The sequence below is a fragment of the Amycolatopsis thailandensis genome (assembly GCF_002234405.1).
GTDB lineage: Bacteria > Actinomycetota > Actinomycetes > Mycobacteriales > Pseudonocardiaceae > Amycolatopsis > Amycolatopsis thailandensis.
Genome location: NZ_NMQT01000123.1, coordinates 33,542 through 51,344 on the forward strand (window position 1 = coordinate 33,542; position 17,803 = coordinate 51,344).

At 67.7% G+C, this 17,803-nt stretch carries 14 protein-coding genes; 9 read left to right on the forward strand and 5 right to left on the reverse strand.

Annotation, left to right across the window (positions count from 1 at the left end; translation table 11 throughout):
* Window positions 1-76 precede the first annotated feature (76 nt).
* Window positions 77-1,321, forward strand: a complete 1,245-nt coding sequence (locus CFP71_RS32345) for a PucR family transcriptional regulator (protein WP_093937738.1) — start codon at window positions 77-79, stop codon at window positions 1,319-1,321.
* A gap of 55 nt (window positions 1,322-1,376) precedes the next feature.
* Window positions 1,377-2,774 carry a Shedu anti-phage system protein SduA domain-containing protein gene (locus tag CFP71_RS32350; RefSeq protein ID WP_167406351.1) on the forward strand — a complete coding sequence of 466 codons (1,398 nt, stop codon included), beginning with the start codon at window positions 1,377-1,379 and terminating at the stop codon, window positions 2,772-2,774.
* 26 nt (window positions 2,775-2,800) lie between these two features.
* Here the strand turns inward: CFP71_RS32350 and CFP71_RS32355 are convergent, their stop codons facing one another.
* The gene (locus CFP71_RS32355; RefSeq protein ID WP_093937740.1) at window positions 2,801-5,800 is read right to left on the reverse strand and encodes a tetratricopeptide repeat protein; all 3,000 of its coding nucleotides are present in this window, start codon (window positions 5,798-5,800) and stop codon (window positions 2,801-2,803) included.
* A gap of 223 nt (window positions 5,801-6,023) precedes the next feature.
* Window positions 6,024-6,353 carry an effector-associated constant component EACC1 gene (locus CFP71_RS32360; protein ID WP_093937741.1) on the reverse strand — a complete coding sequence of 110 codons (330 nt, stop codon included), beginning with the start codon at window positions 6,351-6,353 and terminating at the stop codon, window positions 6,024-6,026.
* A gap of 192 nt (window positions 6,354-6,545) precedes the next feature.
* On the opposite strand from CFP71_RS32360, the gene CFP71_RS32365 reads away from it, so the two are divergent.
* The 5 genes from CFP71_RS32365 (at window position 6,546) to CFP71_RS32385 (ending at window position 12,806) form a co-directional block, all read left to right on the forward strand.
* Window positions 6,546-8,342 carry a glycoside hydrolase family 76 protein gene (locus CFP71_RS32365; protein ID WP_244199925.1) on the forward strand — a complete coding sequence of 599 codons (1,797 nt, stop codon included), beginning with the start codon at window positions 6,546-6,548 and terminating at the stop codon, window positions 8,340-8,342.
* Window positions 8,343-8,378: 36 nt separating this feature from the next.
* Window positions 8,379-9,158, forward strand: a complete 780-nt coding sequence (locus CFP71_RS32370; protein ID WP_093937743.1) for an isocitrate lyase/PEP mutase family protein — start codon at window positions 8,379-8,381, stop codon at window positions 9,156-9,158.
* 5 nt (window positions 9,159-9,163) lie between these two features.
* Window positions 9,164-9,778, forward strand: a complete 615-nt coding sequence (locus tag CFP71_RS32375; RefSeq protein WP_093937744.1) for a DUF2238 domain-containing protein — start codon at window positions 9,164-9,166, stop codon at window positions 9,776-9,778.
* Between the two features lie 575 nt (window positions 9,779-10,353).
* On the forward strand, window positions 10,354-11,751 hold the full coding sequence (locus tag CFP71_RS32380; protein WP_093937745.1) for an amino acid permease: 1,398 nt from the start codon (window positions 10,354-10,356) through the stop codon (window positions 11,749-11,751).
* Between the two features lie 320 nt (window positions 11,752-12,071).
* Window positions 12,072-12,806, forward strand: a complete 735-nt coding sequence (locus CFP71_RS32385; protein ID WP_093937746.1) for a hypothetical protein — start codon at window positions 12,072-12,074, stop codon at window positions 12,804-12,806.
* Between the two features lie 49 nt (window positions 12,807-12,855).
* On the opposite strand, the gene CFP71_RS32390 is transcribed toward CFP71_RS32385, so the two are convergent.
* Complete coding sequence (locus tag CFP71_RS32390) at window positions 12,856-13,194, reverse strand: YybH family protein (RefSeq protein WP_093937747.1); 339 nt, start codon at window positions 13,192-13,194, stop codon at window positions 12,856-12,858.
* 77 nt (window positions 13,195-13,271) lie between these two features.
* Here CFP71_RS32390 and CFP71_RS32395 point away from each other — a divergent pair, with 77 nt between their 5' ends.
* Together CFP71_RS32395 and CFP71_RS32400 are read left to right on the forward strand one after the other, a co-directional pair.
* Entirely contained in the window at window positions 13,272-14,279 is a 1,008-nt protein-coding gene (locus CFP71_RS32395) for a helix-turn-helix transcriptional regulator (protein WP_093937748.1), read from the forward strand.
* Window positions 14,280-14,525: 246 nt separating this feature from the next.
* Window positions 14,526-16,958 (forward strand): ATP-binding protein, encoded by a 2,433-nt coding sequence (locus tag CFP71_RS32400; RefSeq protein ID WP_093937749.1) that lies wholly within the window; start codon window positions 14,526-14,528, stop codon window positions 16,956-16,958.
* A 7-nt stretch (window positions 16,959-16,965) separates the two neighbouring features.
* On the opposite strand, the gene CFP71_RS32405 is transcribed toward CFP71_RS32400, so the two are convergent.
* Together CFP71_RS32405 and CFP71_RS32410 are read right to left on the reverse strand one after the other, a co-directional pair.
* Window positions 16,966-17,217, reverse strand: coding sequence for a hypothetical protein (locus CFP71_RS32405; protein ID WP_244199927.1), 252 nt, complete (start codon window positions 17,215-17,217; stop codon window positions 16,966-16,968).
* A 102-nt stretch (window positions 17,218-17,319) separates the two neighbouring features.
* Window positions 17,320-17,742, reverse strand: coding sequence for a hypothetical protein (locus tag CFP71_RS32410; protein WP_093937751.1), 423 nt, complete (start codon window positions 17,740-17,742; stop codon window positions 17,320-17,322).
* Window positions 17,743-17,803: the final 61 nt, after the last annotated feature.

Sequence of the window (17,803 nt, forward strand, 5' to 3'; positions counted from 1 at the left end):
CTCGTCTCGGTTCTCCCCACCATGCGGGTGCGCGGGGGAATTGCGCTAGCACTATCTGCACCATCATGATGGGTCCATGGTGCAAAGTGCCGCATCCCCGTGGCCGACGCTGTCCGCCGAGGCGCGTGAGCTCTTCCGGCGAGGGGCGGAGATCGTCCTGCATCCGCGCGCCGAATGGATCGAGGAGCTGCACGAGGCCTCGCTCGGCGGGGGCAGCATGCGCGCGGTCGCCGAGGACCCCGTGCTCACCGAGGGCACCAAGCGCGCGAACCTGGCGAATCTGCTGCACTGGGCGGCCGCCAACGTGCAGCATCCGGGCAAACGAGTCACCGCCAACCTGAACCAGGAGGTGCTCGAAGGCGCCCGCGACATGGTGCGCCGCGGCTTCGACTCCGGCGGCCTCGACGCCTACCGGCGGGCACAGGGCGTGGCCTGGCGGCGCTGGATCGAGATCTGCTTCGACCTCACGTCGGACCCGGTCCTGCTCCGCGAACTGCTGGACGTCTCGTCACTGTCGATCACCACGTTCATCGAGGACACCGTCGCCGCGGTGTCCGAACGGATGGCCGCCGAACGCAGCGAACTCACCCGCGGCGCGCACGCCGAACGGCGGGCCACCGTCACGCTGCTGCTGGAGGGCGCGCCGATCGGCCGTTCGCGGGCCGAAGCCCAGCTGGGCTATCCGCTCGCCGGACCGCATACGGCCGCGATCGTCTGGAGCGGTTCGGCCACCCCGTCGTCCCAGCAGCTCGAAACCGCCGCCGAGACGCTCATGCGGGCCAGCGACGCTTCGCACCGGCTGACCGTCGTCGCCAGCGCGGCCGCCCTGTGGGTCTGGCTCCCCGGCCGGACCCCGCCCCGGATGGACCGGCTCGCCGAAGACCTCGCACCGCACCCCGACGTCCGGGTGGCGCTGGGACGGCCCGGCAGCGGCATCGACGGTTTCCGCCGCAGCCATCTGGACGCCGCCGCCACCCAGCGGATGCTCGCCCGGCTCACCTCACCGCAGCAGATCGCGCGCTACCAGGACATCCAGTTGCTCGCTCTGCTCACCGGCGACCCGGCGCAGGCGGGCGAATTCATCGCCGACACGCTCGGCGACTTCCGGCACGCCGACGCCGAAACCCGCGAGACCGTCCGGACCTATGTGCACGAACTGGGCAACACGACGCGGACCGCGGAACGGCTCTACACCCATCGGAACACCGTCGTCCGGCGGTTGGCGCGGGCCGACGAACTGCTTCCGCGGCCGTTGGCGGAGAACGCGGTGGATGTGGCGGTGGCGCTGGAAACGTTGCGATGGCTGGGAAGCGGCGCCTGAAACTGTCGGGGGTGTCGGGCAGGATGGTTTCGTCGATCAACACTGTGGAGGGGTAGTGACGGGACATCCGGCAGACCAGGCGGTACAAGCGTTCTGGGAGGAAACAGCCGATCTCTTCTCCTTTGAACCTGGTCGGGTCAACCTTCGCGCTCCCCGATCACGTCTCGTCCTGACCGTTGCAGAGGCATTGATTCAAGGTGGCATGGAACAGTCATCCATTCACATCAACGCGCGCCTTCATTTGCCTGGTTCCTACGACGGATTATCACAGCGATGGGACATCCTCGTCATCGATGACGGATTCCCGGTAGCGGCCATCGATCTCCGGGCGCTGACTGGCTCCGGTTCCACGAACAACCGGGCAAACCGGATGAAAGAAATCGTAGGGCAGAGCATCAACGTCGCCCGCGCGTACGCTCACCCGTCGGTTGAAGCTTTCAGACCAGCACTAGGGCAGGCACTCCTGCTCGAAGAAACAGACCAGTCGACAACCCCACGAAAGCGGCAGAGCGACCTGGCGAATTTCCAGCCGATGTCCGTCCTCGACGAACTGGGAGCCTTCTTCCGCCGCCTGCGCAGCGATGGCCAGTACGACGCCGTTTGGTATCTGACAGCACGAAACTCACCGGACGCGGAGGTCCGCGAGCCCGATCCGGAGATGGGGCTCACCGCTTTCGTAAGCATCATGATCGAACGCATCGCGGCGGTCCGTGAAGCCAGAGACGGCCAAGGCCTCAGCGCAGCCGACCTCGGTGAACTCCTTACCCAGCGCGACGACTTGAAGCTGGGCAGGACGATCGCCGAGCGGGAGGACGTCGCTGGCGTCGTCGCAGGCATTAGCTCCGTTGATTCCGGCCGGGTGGCCGTGGATTTCGACGTCATCCAACGGCGACGGCAGATCGTCGCGGAGCTGCGCCAGCTTATTCTCAACTCGAACACCACCGAAACCGAAATCCAGAAGATGATCGGCAAACGCTATTGGATCTTCGGCGGACAATACGTCGGCGTGCTCGAAAGACGTCAGATCATCACCCTAGACGAATACGACGTACCACTGATCTGCGCGGACCGCAGCATCCATATCATCGAACTTAAACGACCAAAGCACAAACTCGTCCGAGAGCACCGCAATCACCAGATCGTCTCGAACGAAGTCCACGAAGCAGTCGCCCAGTGCATGAACTACGTTCGCGGCTTCGACGAACTGGGGGCAGCGCATCAGACCTACTACCACAACGAACTCGGTCTCGATCTGGACTTTCGCCGAGCGAGGGGAACGGTCATCATCGGACATCCGGAGCTGTCCGCTTCCGACGAGGTCAGCAGGGAACAGATCGAGCAGACGATCCGCTCTTACAACGCTCACCTGAGCCGGGTTCAGGTGATCACATTCGCCGACCTGGTGGACAGCGCCGAACGAGCGCTGGCCTTCGAAGCCGAAGAACACTCCTAGCCTTGAAATTATGTCCCCCGACGGGGTTACTCGAGAGTGCTGACCGCCCAGGGCGGTGAGATGCGTCCGTCGGGTGTCAAACCGTACTTGCGCAACCGCTGACGACCTCCCCGGTCCTTCATTTTCGCGAAGAGGGTTTCGATACTGGTTCTCGCCTCAGTGTACCCGTGCACTAGCGCGATGAGGTAATGGTCCAACGCATCGGTGTAACGGACCTCGCGCCGCAGATGATCGGCGAGGCACACGCGCGACTTCATGTCACCCGCGCTGATGCCTCGTTCGAGCAGGGCGATCCCTTGCTCCTTGCTGTTTTTCTTCGCCAGAAGCGACAACGCGATCGACGCGACGGCCGAGGTGTCCGAGTTCGCCAGTTGTTTCTCGAGTTCGACCATCGCTTTTCCGAACTCACCTTCGCCGGCCAAGGCGAGAACCCGGTTCGTGGCATAACGTGGATCCGTAGGATCGCACGTCTTGAGAAGACGCGCCGCGTCGTGGTATCGCCCGATCTGCAACTGCACCTCGACGGCTCGCATCCGGGCGGGTGCGTACTTTTCCGTCGCCGCGGTGGTGAAGACGTCCACGGCGGCGGGCAACTTCTTGCTGCGCACCACGACCGGCCCGAGGCTTCTCTCGAACAAGCGGGTATCTGTGTCTGCTTCCGCCTGGCCTGCCGCGACCAATCCCTCCGCGACCCAGTGCAGCGCTTGCCCTTTGCCGACGTTGGCATGCCGCATGTAGCTGCTCGCCGCGTGAGCCACAACCCCTTCGTAGAGCAAGAAATCACTGAGCGGAACGAGAATGTCCGGTGGTGCGATCTCGACGGTCTTGATGTACCACTCGAAGGCCTCCTTGTGGCATCCCGCCCGGCAGAGTGCTTTGGCCAGCTCTTCTGGTTGGGGCGGTTGCTGATACCGCTGGGCACCGCGGAAGAAACCGATGGCTTCGGTCACCCACCCCGCTTCCGCCGCTACCCGCGCGGCCGTCGCCGGAGCGGACTCGTCACCCTCATCGATGGCTTGCTGATAGCACTCGAGCGCTCGCCTGATCAGGCCCCTGGTGGCCAAGACATCACCGACCGCGGTGAACGCTTCGGGGTTTCCCTGCGCAGCCGCCGTCGCGGCGTGCGTCAACGCCACGTCGAAGAAGCCGGCCATGGCGTTGATCCGTGCGGCCGAAGCCAACCCGGAAGGGACCTCGTACTCGACCGCCGTCTCACTCCAGTCCAACGCGTCCTCGAGAAGGTTGTGCGCGACCAGGATCTCTGCGCCGAGTAGGTAGGCATGGTGATTTCCAGCCGAGGCCAGGTTGTGCAGTGTCCCCAGTGCGAACTTGATCTCCTCGTGATCCGTCAGCATATCCGCTGCGGCTTGAAGGATCTCCGGGCTGTTGTGATTCGGGAGGGACATCAGCCACTCCACGGCCGACCGGACGCCGGTGGTGGCGGCCAGCATGTCGGCGGCCACGGCGGCGGCCTGGCCGTCTCCGCGCTGCGCGAGGTCGCGGTAGAGGCGCAAAGCGTCCTCACGTTGCCCTAAGTCGTTGTAAGCCATGGCAGTCAGGGCGGTAGCCCGCCTGTCCCGCTGCTCGACCAGTCGCTCCAAGAAGCGAATGACTTCCTTCGGCCGTGCCGACGAAAGCAGCATTTCGGCGGCGGTAGTGTTCGCCTCGTGACCTGCCCCAAAGCAGGCGTGCTGTTCGAGCGCTTCATCGATGCGACCGGCGCGGTGAAGCAAGCCAGCCAGATCGAGCCGTGCTTCCTCCTGACCTTCCTTCGCTGACCGAAGGTAGAAACGAGCCCCATATTCGAGAAGGCCACGTCTTTCGCATTCCTGCGCCATGGCAGGCAGGCTCCCTTGGTCCGCGTATCGGATCAAGACGTCCCAAAGGCCCGGGTCCGGCAGACGTGGCCTGGCGATGTCGCGCACATGGCGGCGCTCCAGATAGTCGTCGAACCGGTAAGAAGGGCCCTCACCGTCCGCAACAGGAGCTCGCTCGATCAGCACGCTCCTCCCGCCGTTCCCTCGGCGAGTCAGCTCGGTGAGCGCATCAGAGATCCACTGGTCACCGAGGCCGCCGATCGCACCCTGCGAAAGATACAAGGGCGCACCCTTTTCGAGCAGTTCGCGTCGCAGCCAGCTGCCGTGACCCGCGCTGAGAGCGTCAACGACACACTCGAGGATCGCTCGCTCCCCCGCGCGAGCCGTATCATGCCGCTCTTGCAGTTCAGGAACGTCGACCAAATCCTGGATCACGTGTCCAGCCTCGGCACGCGAGACCGCATCCGCGAGCCGCGGGTCGGTGGACGACAGCGCCCTGTCCATCTCCGCGCCGCTGAACGCGTCCGGCACGAGAACGCCATTGCCGGCGAAAAGCAGGCGAACGTGTGGAAAGAGATCTTCGCCCTCGGCTGGATGAGCTGTCAGCTGCCTCCAGTACTTCGTGCGCAACGTGGCGATGATCAGCACCGGACCGCGTCGGACATCGTGAAGGAGTTCCCTCAGGGCCTTCGCGATCTTGTTGCCCACACCGGCGCCGGGTTCTTTGAAGTAGCGCTCGGCCCTCGGGAGCCAGATGACTGTCCGAGGCCCGATCTTCCCAAGCGAGTCCAGCAACTCGAGCGGGTCACTGGGGCTGATACTGGGCCACAGCCGCCAGTCGGCCATCCAGGAATTCCACTCCCCGGGTCTCACCCATCGGATCGCCTCCCAGGCTGAGCGCTTTTTGCCCGCCGTTGACTCGCTGATGAGCGTCACGATCCCACTCGTACCTCCGACGACCGGAGCTATCTTCGCCCGGAGGTCGCCGTCGAGGTCACGTGGAACGTACGCGGTGTCGCCCGGCAGGCCGCGCGCGCTCCGGGTCGCACCCCGCACCGGAAGGATCTCCAGCCGGCTCGACACGCACTCTGGCAAGGCAACGCCCAAGGTGGCCTCAGGCCCGCATTCCAGCCGCCCACCCTGGTTGAGCACGTCCACCAGCTCATCCGCCTTTTCGCCGATCGGTTCATCATGGATGCACGGCGGCAAGTCATCACCTGTCGGTGTGACCTACTCCCGTCTCTTCGACCGTGGCGGATTTTTTCTGAACCGGCCAGGCGTTCCAGCGATCTTTCGCCCAACGGTCGATGAGGCCGAGCAGCGGCCAAGGAGACTTCGTTAGCGCTTTAAGTCCACTTTCACCCGATCGAGTCGCAGGCGCACTGATCGTATGGTCCGTCCTTTCCCGCGACGAAGGAGGTCAGACCAACGGTCATTCGTCGGCACCCGGGTCCAGCGGGAGATCCAGGTTCCGGAGCATGGCGCGTTGTTCGGTGGTCAGCTCCCCCTCGATCGTGATCGTGAACGGCGGTGTTTCCTTGCGGGAGCGCAGAAAGTTGCCCCACGCGATGCCCAGGTTCGCCAGTCCGGTCAGGGAGCCGATGGACATGCAGATGACCTCGAAGACCCCCATCTCCCCCGCGCCCCGGGACCCCGCCGTGCTGATCGTCGCGGACCGGGCGACGTCGGCGTCGTCGCGGAGCCAGCCGTAGAACTCCTTCAGCGCCTGTTCGTCGCCGGCGGCGTTGATCGTCAGCTCCACGAGACCTCCCACGAAAGTGATATCCCTACAGATCGCGGCCTGGGCTTGAGGCGTAACAGAAATCCTGTCCCGAGACCTGACCGGTGGTTCCCGTTGACCGGCCGGTGACGAAACCCGGATCATGAAAGGCATCCAGATCCGGTGCGCGGCCGACCCCGAGGGCGGACAACGATGTCATCGCTGATACATCTCGTGCTTTGCCTGATTCTGACGGCGATTCCCGTACCGGCGGGGAAACCGGTTACCGCCGCGGCGGTGGTCTGTGTGCTGTCCTGCGACACTCTAGACCCCTCGAAGGCCCAGCAGGACACCTTTCCGGTTCCGGACAAGGAGTTCGGCGGACGGGTGCTCCGGCTGCATGTGTCGGACGCCGACGGGATGGCCTGGGGCAGCATCGATCGCGGGGCGACCGGGGATTCGGTCTGGCTCGACCGCTCCTGGGACGGCGGCGCGACCTGGGAAGGACTACTGGGCAAAGCGAGCGTTCCCGGCACCTGGACCGGCACGAGAACCTTGATGTACAACGTGACCGATCCCGGAAAGCACCGGCGCGGCGTGATCCGCGCGTGCGGCGACGCCGCCGGGGTCACCTGTACGGAATGGATCCACCCGAAGGTCTGCGACGTCGTCTGCGACGGCGCGACCCAGCCGGACGGGGATGTCCAGCCGGTTCCGCCGGCAACGTTGTTCGGGCGCACGATCCGCCTGCACGTCGACGGGAACGCGATGGCCTGGGGCACCATCGAATCCGGCGCGCGGGGCGACGAGATCTGGCTGGATCGTTCCTGGGACGCGGGGGTGAGCTGGGCCGGTGGTTCGTCACTGGGCCGGACGCCGGTCGCCGCGGGCGCGAACGCCGGCCGGACGGCGTTGTTCGCGACGCGAGATCCCCGGGGCCGCCACTACGGCGGTGCCGTCCGCGCCTGCGGCCGTGAAGCCGCGCACCAGGAGGGATCCTGTACGGCGTGGGCCCGTCCGGCACCGGCCCGCGCGCAAGCGGCGGCCGACGCGCTCTTGTACTCCTACGATCCGTATCCGGGCTGGTGGCCGAGCAGCTGGTGGAACTCGGCGGCGACGTTGACGGCGGTCATCGACCACGCCAGGACGACCGGGGATCGGCGCCACGACTGGATCATCGCGCGCACCTTCGAGCGGAACCGCGGCGTCTTTCCCGCCGGTGAGCGCGGTTCCGATGCCATCGAAGGGAATTTCGCCAGCCGGGCCATCGACGACAGTGCCTGGTGGGGCCTCGCGTGGGTGGCCGCCTACGACCACACCGGCGACCCGCGCTACCTCGCCATGGCGACCACGATCGCCGCCTACGTGCACCAGTACTGGGATCCGGGAACCTGCGGCGGCGGGGTCTGGTGGGACCGGGAACGGACCTACAAGAACGCCGTCACCAGTGGTCTGTACCTGCGGCTCGCGGCCTCCGTCCACCGCCGGACACCGGGTGACTCGGTGTGGCTGCGACGATCCCGGACCGCGGCGGACTGGTACCTGACCAGCGGGATGATCAACGCGTCCGGACTGGTCAACGACGGCCTCACCCGCGACTGCCGCAACAACGGGCAGACGGTCTGGACCTACAACCAGGGCCTGGGCATCGGCGGTCTCGTCGAGCTCTGGCGTGCCACCGGCGAGACCCGCTGGCTCGACGCGGCCCGGCGCCTGGGCGACGCGGCGGTCGGTGGCACGGTGCTGACCGAGAAAGGCGTCCTCACCGAATCCTGCGACGTCGGCCAGAACTCCTGTGACGACAATCAAAAACAGTTCAAGGGCATCTTCATGCGCTTTCTCGCCGACCTGGCCGCCGCGACGAACTCTCCCGCTTACCGCGACTACGCCAAGCGGCAGGCCGACTCGCTGTGGACGTCGGACCGCGATCCGCTGAACCGGATCGGGCAGCGCTGGGCGGGTGGTGCGCCGAATCAGGCCGACTGGCGGACCCAGGCGAGTGGACTCGGCGCTCTCACGGCCGCGTCCTGAGCCCCCTCGCCTTGCGGCGGCCTCTAGATTGAAGGCATGGTTTCCACCGCCGAGAAGGCCACCCGGCTGCAAGAGCTGCACGCCGCCCCCGAACTGCTGCTCGTCGTCAACGTCTGGGACGCGATCACCGCGAAGGTCGTCGCCGAGACCCCCGGCACGCAGGCGCTCGCCACCCCGAGCCACGGCATCGCCGCCTCCCGCGGCTATCCCGACGGAGAGAAGATCCCCCGCGACGAGATGATCTCCGAGGTCGCGCTGATCGTCCGGACGGCGGGCGACCTGCCGGTCACCGCGGACCTGGAAGCGGGCTACGGCGACCCGGGCGGCACGGTCGCCCGCGCGATCGAGGTCGGCGCGGTCGGCTGCAACCTCGAAGACCAGATGAAGCCGCTGGACGAATCCGTCAAGGCCGTCGAGGCCGCGGTCGCCGCCGCCCAGTCCGCCGGTATCGACTTCGTGCTCAACGCCCGCACGGACGCGTTCCTCAGGGCGGGCGACCGCGACCCCGAGGAGGTGCTGGCCGAGGCGATCACCCGGGGCCGCGCGTACCTGGACGCCGGCGCGTCGAACTTCTTCGTGCCCGGCAAACTCGACGAGACCCAGGTCGGCAGGCTGGTCGAGGCGCTGGGCGAGCGCAAGGTGAACCTGATCGGCGTGCCGGGCTCGATCCCGCTGGCCACCGCGCAGGAGCTCGGCGTCTCCCGGGTGTCGTACGGGCCGTTCAGCCAGAACGTCGCGCTCACCGCGCTGGCGAAGCTCGCCGAGGACGTCTACGCCGGCGGCGGCCTGCCCGCCGACATGCGCAAGCTGAACTGACCACCGTGGTTCGCGGAGTCGGCCGGGTCGAAGGGGCCCTGCTGACCGTCGTGGTGCTCACCGCACTCGTGGTGACCGGGATCCAGGCGAAGTCGCCAGGCACGTGGCTGCTGGAAGTCGTCTGGGTCCTGATCGGGTTACCGCTGGTGGTGGCGCTGCGCGGACGCTTCCCCTTGACCCGGCTGCTCTGCTGGCTGCTGGTGCTGCACGCGATCGTGCTGTGTTACGGCGGGCAGTACACCTACGCGGAAACCCCCATCGGTGAGTGGGTCCAGGGCTGGCTGGGCACCCAACGGAACAACTACGACCGGTTCGCCCACTTCGTTCAGGGCTTCGTCCCCGCGATCGCCGTCCGTGAGGTGCTTCTTCGCCGGACGCCGTTGCGGCCCGGTGGCTGGACCTCGTTCCTGACCGTCTGCGTCTGCCTGGCGATCGCGGCCTGTTTCGAATTCGTGGAATGGATCAGCGCGCTGCTCGCGGGGTCGGGCGCGGACGATTTCCTGGCCACCCAAGGGGATGTCTGGGACACCCAGTGGGACATGTTCCTGTGCCTGTGCGGCGCGGTGGTCTCCTTGCTGATCTGGCGACGGGTACACGACCGGCAACTGGCCGGGCGGTGAGGGGCAGGTTCGGACTGGCCGGCGGGCTGGTCGCGGCCTGAGTGTCCACATGGGACACCTAGCGACGATTTAGCGTCCGATTCATGCCCGTATGGGCTGTTCCGCGTGGGGTCGTGAGCGATAAAGAGGGTTCTAACCATCTTTATCACTCACGACCCCTTCACAAAGCCACGCAAAGTGCCCAAAACGGGCGTTCCGGCTGGAAGGGGTGCCTCATGTGGACGGCCGAAGTCGCGACCCGCTCCCGCAGGCCAGTTCAGGCCGGGCCGCGGAAGCCCCGCTCGGCAGGAGACTCGATCACGCCACGCACGACCACGGTGACCAAGCTCGGTACTTTCGCGTGACCGAGTGGACGACACGCGTGATCAGACGGACGACACGCGTGTCCAGATGGACGGCACTCGGCGACGGCCGAGTCCGCCGTCCGCCCAGTCACGCGTGCCGTCCCACCGGTCACGCGAAACCCCCCGACCAGAGGTACCTGAGACACGGTTGGCCCTGACGCGATAACGCCACTCACGGCCCACTCGACCACCCTGCGAAGCGCGCGCGAGGCGGCAGATACGGTCGTCGGCATGAATCTGCGAGCCGCGGCGATGCGGCGGAAACCGGTCGCCGACCTGATCGCCGAGAGTGATCACGGCACGCTGAAGCGCTCCCTCGGCCTCGGCCAGCTGACCATGCTCAGCATCGGCGCGACGCTGGGCAGCGGGATCTTCGTCGTGCTCGGCGAAGCGGTCCCCGTGGCAGGCCCCGCGGTCGTGCTGTCCTTTGTGCTCGCCGGCGTCACCGCGCTGTTCTCGGCGCTCTCGTACGCCGAGCTCGCCGGAATGATCCCGGTGTCCGGTTCGTCCTACTCCTACGCGTACGCCACGCTCGGCGAGCTGGTCGCCTGGGTCTGCGGTTGGTGCCTGGTGCTCGAATACGGCGTCTCGGTGGCGTCGGTCGCGGTCGGGTGGGGGCAGTATCTCAACGAGCTGCTGCGGCTGACGTTCGGTTTCGCCATCCCGGACGCGTTGAGCCAGCCACCGGGTTCGGGCGGGATCGTCAACGTCCCGGCCATTCTCGTCGTGCTGCTCGCCATGTTCCTGCTGCTGTCCGGCGCGAAGGAGAGCGCGCGGGCCAACGCGATCATGGTCGTGATCAAGATCGGCACGCTGGTGCTGTTCTGCGCGATCGCGTTCACCGCGGTCCGGGCGGCGAACTTCACGCCGTTCCTGCCGCTCGGCCTGGCCGGACTGAGCGCCGGTGGCGCGAAACTGTTCTTCTCCTACATCGGTTTCGACGCGGCCTCCACGGCGGGCGAGGAAGCGAAGAACCCGCAGCGGGACCTGCCGCGCGCGATCCTGCTCTCGCTCGCCATCGTCACCGTGCTGTACTGCCTGGTCGCCGTGGCCGCCGTCGGCGCGCTGCCGTGGCAGGAGTTCGACGGCCAGGAAGCCGCGCTCTCGCACGTGCTCGGCGCCGTGTCCGACAACCCGCTCTGGGCCGGGCTGCTCGCGGTCGGCGCGATCGTGGCGATCTCCAGCGTCGTGCTGACCGTCCTCTACGGGCAGACACGCATCCTGTTCTCGATGTCCCGTGACGGCATGGTCCCGGCGGCGTTGTCCAAAGTGGATCCCAAGACCGGCACCCCGCGGATCAACACTCTGGTGGTCTCCGGGTTCGTCGCGGCGCTGGCCGCGTTCATCCCGCTCGGCAAGCTGGCCGACGCCACGAGTATCGGCACCCTCTTCGCGTTCGGGCTGGTGGACATCGCCGTCCTGCTGCTGCGACGCCGTCAGCCGGAGGCTCCCCGCTCGTTCCGTGTGCCGTTCTCGCCCGTCACCCCGATCCTCGGCGTGCTGTGCTGCGGCTACATGATGCTCAGCCTCGACGGCGCCACCTGGATCGTCTTCGGCGGCTGGATGGCGCTCGGCCTGCTGATCTACTTCGGTTACAGCGTGCGCCGATCCAGGCTGGCCGCGGAATAGCCCGTTCGCCGCCATAATTCCTAGCCTGTACAGCCGCAGTCTGACCTAGATCATTGAACAAACGGTGACGAGTAGGGGACACTGCGTTCCGCCCCACGGAAACCCTACCGTGAACCGAGGTCCCAATGCGCAATCGTATTACCGTACTGACCGCATGCCTCGCCCTTTCCCTCACTCAATTGACCGCCCCCGCGGCCGCCCAGGACACGACGAAAGTACGGGCGCCCATATGTTATGAAGAGCCTTCGCAGCCGAAAGCGGATGTCAGTGACATAAAGGCCGCTTTCACGTCTTCGAAGTGGTTGCAGACGATCCAAGGTGTGTACAAACGGCGATGGCCGAGCGGCGAAGGCCTCGCGATCGCCCAGGCCAAGGACAAGTACTTCAGCCAGTTCGTCACCAAGACCAGCTTCAACGGGCTCGCCGAGTCCCTCATGGTCGCGATCCACGAAGAGACCCACATGTGGGACCTGGATCCTTCGCGAACCTCGTGGGACGTCTACGTCTCCGCGTGGATCAACGCTTCCCGCAAGGCGATGAAGGTCCCGATCCACGGCGGCTTCGCCCGCCGCGAGATCCTGCCGCTGATCACGGACAATCTCACCAAGTCGATGGACGACATCTATCTGCGTGACCAGCAGCAGGGTTCGTACAAAATCCAGGGTGTCATCGCCGAACTCAACGCCGGGCTCATGGGATTGCCCGCGGCGTCCGTCGTCGCCGAGTTCATCCAGGGAATCGGCGCGAGCAACGCCAGGGACATCGTCGCCACCAACATTCGCTACCTTCAGCTCTACCTGCGCGTCGCCAAGGCGAAGTATCCCGATTACTGGGCCAAGATCAAGGGCCAGCCGGAACTGCGCGAATTCGTGCTCACCGAATTCCTCCGCGCGGCGTATTGGCTGGATCAGTCCGAGCCCTACGCGGCCAAACTCGGCAGTGCGGACGTGGCCAAGATCGTCGCCAAGAACTACGCCCCGGAGAACGTCGCCATCATCGAGGAATTCACCGGAGCCAAGGTGAACACCGGTACGGCCAGGAACTGCACGGTCTGACGCCGTTCGCCGGTGACGGGTACGGCCCCGTCACCGGCGGACCGCCCCCTTACGGCACGAACACCGGCTGGTCCAGCACCCAGAGCCAGGAGCCGTCCGGCTGACGGCGGGCGACCTCGACGGTCACCTCGCCGGTGGTCAGCGTGGACGCCGTGAGTGCCAGGTCCTCGCCCGTCAGCGCCGGATGCTGCCTGCCCGGCAGGAGTTCCGGCGCGGCCGCGACGAACTCCTCGTACACCTTGCGGATCTCCGCGTGCCCGGTCGCGAGGTTGCCCGGCGGGAACGCCAGCACGGCGTCCGGTTCGTACAACGCCACGAGCCCCTCGACATCACCCGCGTTGCCGCGCTCGATGAAGAATTTGCCCAGATCGTTCGGCTCGGTGGCCACAGTCCTGCTTGTCATGCGGAGCAGCTTCGCAGCGAATACACGACATCCTGTGTCGTGTATTCCGTTAGAGTTTTCGCATGCGCGCCGACCGGCTGGTCTCCCTGGTGTTGCTGCTGCGCCACCGCGGCCGGCTTTCCGCCGCCACGCTGGCGCGCGAGCTGGAGGTGTCCACCCGCACCGTGCTGCGTGACATCGAGGCGTTGTCCGCGGCGGGCGTCCCGGTCTACGCCGAACGCGGCAGGCACGGCGGTTTCGCGTTGCTGCCCGGTTTCCAGACCGAGCTCACCGGGCTGAACCACGACGAGGCGCTCGCCCTGCTGATCGCCGGGTCCCGGCGCGGCGCGCAGGCGTTCGGGCTCGGCTCGGCGCTCGCCTCCGCGATGCTGAAGGTGGTCGACGCCCTGCCCGAAACCCAGCGTGACACCGCGGCGGGCGCGGCCCGGCGGCTGCTCGTCGACCCGGAGACCGACCTCCTCTCGCGCCGGGTAGCCGCCGAGGAGGTGCCCGACGCGATCGTGGCCGAGGTCCGGCGCGCGGTGTTCGCCGGGCACAAGCTGCGCATCCACTACGCGGCCGCGGGCCGGAAGCCGCAGTGGCGCACGGTGGACCCGATCGGCCTGGTCACCGTCCGCGATCAGGGCTATCTGCTGGCCACGAGGGCGGGCGAGGACCGCACCTACCGGCTGTCCCGGCTGCGGGCCGCCGAGGAGCTCCCCGAACCCGCGCAGCGGGCGGACCGGGTCGACCTGGACCGGGCCTGGCAGGAGCGCGGCACCCGGTTCCGGACCGGCGGCGACCAGGTCACCGTGCTGGCGCGGGTGCGACCGCCGCGCCGGGAGGGACTGGTGGGCACCGCGCTGGCCGTCCTCGCCGAAGAATCCGACGCGGACGGCTGGCTGCGGCTGGAGGTGACCTTCCAGGACGACCGGCACGCCGAATGGGCGTTGTGGCAGCTCGGCACGGACGCGGAGGCGCTGTCCCCGCGGCGGTTGCGCACCGCCCTGCGCGATCGCGCCGCCGCGATCACCAGCCGTTACGACGCCCCAACAGGTCTGACCACTGTGGACAGTCGACGCACTCCGTGACGATCGTTACACAGGACTACGCTCGGTCACGACGGACCGTCCCGGTCACCGCGCCACGCGACCGCCGGCAACGTCGTGTTCTCACAACGGTCATCTTCGTCCCGCGTTCGTCCTGATCACGGTCGCGGGGGCCCGCCGACCGGTCTCCCCGGACCGTCGCCGAGGCCGCGACACAGTGTGGTGAAAGGCCGCTTCCCGAGGCCGAGGGCGAGTTGGGCGGGCAGGGTGGGGATGCATAATTCGGCCATGACGAACGCCGCCTCGGGAAGGGCAGCCACCACTTTCAAGGCGCTGCTGAAGGGGTATCGCGTTCGCGCAAACCTCACTCAGGAGGAGCTCGCCGAGGGATCCGGGGTGAGTGTCCGGGCCATCAGCGACATGGAACGGGGAATCGCCAAGAGCCCGCAGCGGCGGACGATCGAGGCGCTCGCCGCCTCGCTGTCGTTGACCGACGAAGAGCTGACGTCGTTGCAGAAGGTCGCGCGGCAGGGTCGTGCCCAGCCGGTCGCCGCGCCCGCTCCGTCCGGGCTCTACGAGTCGCCGCTGATCGGCGTCCTGCCGACGGACGTCGACGACCTCACCGGCCGCGAAGGCGACCTCGACGCGTTGCGCGACCTCGCCGCCGGCCTGTGCGACGGGCGTCGCCGGGCGGGCCGGGTCGCGATCCTGAGCGGTCCCCCCGGCACCGGCAAGACCACCCTCGCGGTCCGCGCGGCGCACAACCTCGCCGCAGACTTCCCCGACGGCAGGCTGTTCCTGAAGCTGCGCGGGATGTCCGCCGAACCGACGAACCCGGCGGACGTGCTGCATCTGATCCTGCGCTCGCTGGGCATCGACGCCGTCCGTATCCCGGCCGATCCCGAGGACCGGGCGAGCCTGTGCCGCTCCCTCCTCCAGGATCGCGCCACCCTGATCGTGCTGGACGACGCGGCCGACGAAGCCCAGGTCCGCCCGCTGCTGGTCGGCGGTCCCCGCTGTCTCACCCTGATCACCAGCCGTCAGATGCTGGTCGGGCTCGAAGGCGCCAACCGGCTCCCTCTCGACGTCTTCGGCGAGGACGACGCTGTCGCCCTTCTGGCGTCCATCGTCGGGACGAGCCGGGTCACGCGGGAGCGGCAGGCGGCGCTCGAATTGGTCGGGCTGTGCGGACGGCTGCCGCTGGCGCTGCGGATCGCGGGCAACCGGCTGGCGAGCCGCCCCACCTGGCCGCTGACCCGGCTGGTGGATCAGCTCCGTGACCGCAGCAGGCGGCTGACCACGCTGACCGCCGGCGACCTCGACGTGCGCAGCGTGTTCGAGCTCTCGTACCGCCAGCTCAGCCCGAACGCCGCCGCCGTGTTCCGGCGGCTTTCGCTCGTCCCGGCCGCGGACTTCTCCGTCGGGGCCGCGATGACCCTGATCGAAGCCTCCGACGAGGACGACGCGGCCGTCTTCCTGGAGGAGCTGGCCGACGCGAGCCTGCTCCAGACGTCGCCGGAGAACGGGCGGTACCAGTTCCACGACCTCCTGCGCGTCTTCGCGACCGAACGGCTCGCGCGGGAGGAAGACCCCGAAGCCGTGGAGGCCGCCGAGAACCGGCTGGCCGGGTGGCTGGTGCGCACCGCGACGGCGGCGGGCCGCTACTTCCATCCGACCGACGGCGTGAGCCCGCTTCCGGTCGCGACGCCGTCGTTCGACGATCACTCCCGAGCGGGCAGATGGCTGGAGGCCGAGCTGAAGAACTGGCTCGCCGCGGTCAAGAGCCTCGCCGCCCGGGGCGAGCACCGGCAGGTCCTCGACCTGGCCGAGTCGATGCACTGGTACTCGGAGATCGGCGGGACGGCGAGCACCTGGCGCGACGTGTTCGCCCTCGCGGTGGACTCGGCCGTCGCGATCGGCAGCAAACGGGACGAAGCCGTCCATCTGAACTATCTGGCCTGGGTGCAGGCTTCGCTGTGCGATCAGGCGGAAGAGTCCGTCAAGATGGCCCGCCGGGCCTGGGACGCCGCCGAGGAGGCGGGTGATCGCCGTGAACAGGGCTGGGCCCGGGTGTACCTGACCAGCGCCCACGCGCGCGACACCAGCCTCACCACGTCGCCCAAGCTGTTCGACGAGGCGGCGAGCCTGTTCGAAGAAGCGGGCTATCCGCTCGGGGTCCACGTGGCGCGGGCGATGCGGGCGTCCTACTGGTACCGGAACGGCCGGTTCGACGACGCCGCCGAGGAGTTCGACACGTGTGTCCGCTATTTCGCGCAGGAACACGGCGGCTCGCGCACGCCGGTGGACGACACCAACTACGCGTATGTCCTGCTGCGGTCGGCTCAGAACCTGGCCGCGCTCAACTCGCTCGACAGGGCACTCGCCCAGTGTGAGCGGGCACTCGGCCTGTTCCGCCGCCACGGCGCGGGGATGGGCCAGGCCCGGGCGCTCCAGGAATCCGGGAAGTTCCTCCGCCGCCGGGGCGACCACGCGGACGCGCGCCGCCGGTTGACCGAGGCCGAGGAAGTCTACGAACGCATCGGGCTGACGCAGGCCCAGATCGACACGCTCTGCGACAGGGCCGCCCTGTCCGAGGAGATGGGCGATCCGGCGTCGGCACGCGACGACCGGGAGCGCGCGCTGGGCCTCTGCGACCGGCTCGGTCGGTCCGAAGGCGGCAAGCTCCGGGAGAAACTGGCCGACCGCCTCAACGCCTCGTAGCGCGCCGTCACGCCGAGGTGCGGGTGAGTTCCTCCCAGGTGATGTGCCCGAGCAGGACGTCCTGGATGGTGTAGCGGGGCCCGGGTTCGAACTCGGCGATGGCCGTGGCCGCCTTCGACATTCCGGCGGCCGCGGCGATCCGGCCGCCGAGCTCACCCGCGTCCAGGTCACGGATGTCGTCGCGGGAGACGTAGACGGCCACCATGTCCTCTTCGGACCGGGCGGAACGACCGGGGAAGCCTTGGATTCGTAGCGACACGTCAACTCCTTGGTGTCGGGCGGTTCTGCGACTCTGCATTCAGTAAACGGCACGCGTGGCCCGGTCACCATGAACAACCACCAGCAGAAGAACCGGAAGGAATCACCCCGCGCGCCACACCGCCGTCCGCTCGGCGGGCGGCGCCAGGACGAACCCGGCGGCGCGCTGGACGACGTCCGCCGGCACCGGCCCGGGTGTCGTCCCCCGCGCCCGGATGTGGCCGAGCAGCCCCGGTTCCGGGGCCATTCCGTGGTTTTCCAGGTAGTAGGTGACGGTGTCGGTCCAGATCCACGTGCCGTCGGTGAGGAAGTTCGTCGGCACGACCGCGGTCCGGGCCGGGTCGACGACGTCGTCCAGCAAGGACGGCGTGACCAGGATCGGGGTGCCGCCGGTCAGGTACGCGACGACGGCGCGCAGTTCCGCCGGGTCCTCGATCCGCGGACGGTCCGGCGAGAATCCCGGTCCCGTCGCGGGGTCGACGACGTCGAACACCCTGGCCAGGGTGAACTCTTCCGCTGTGGTCACCGGGATACCTCCTGTCGGCGGGCATGGTTTCGCCACCCCAGCACATCGCATCGGACCGCGG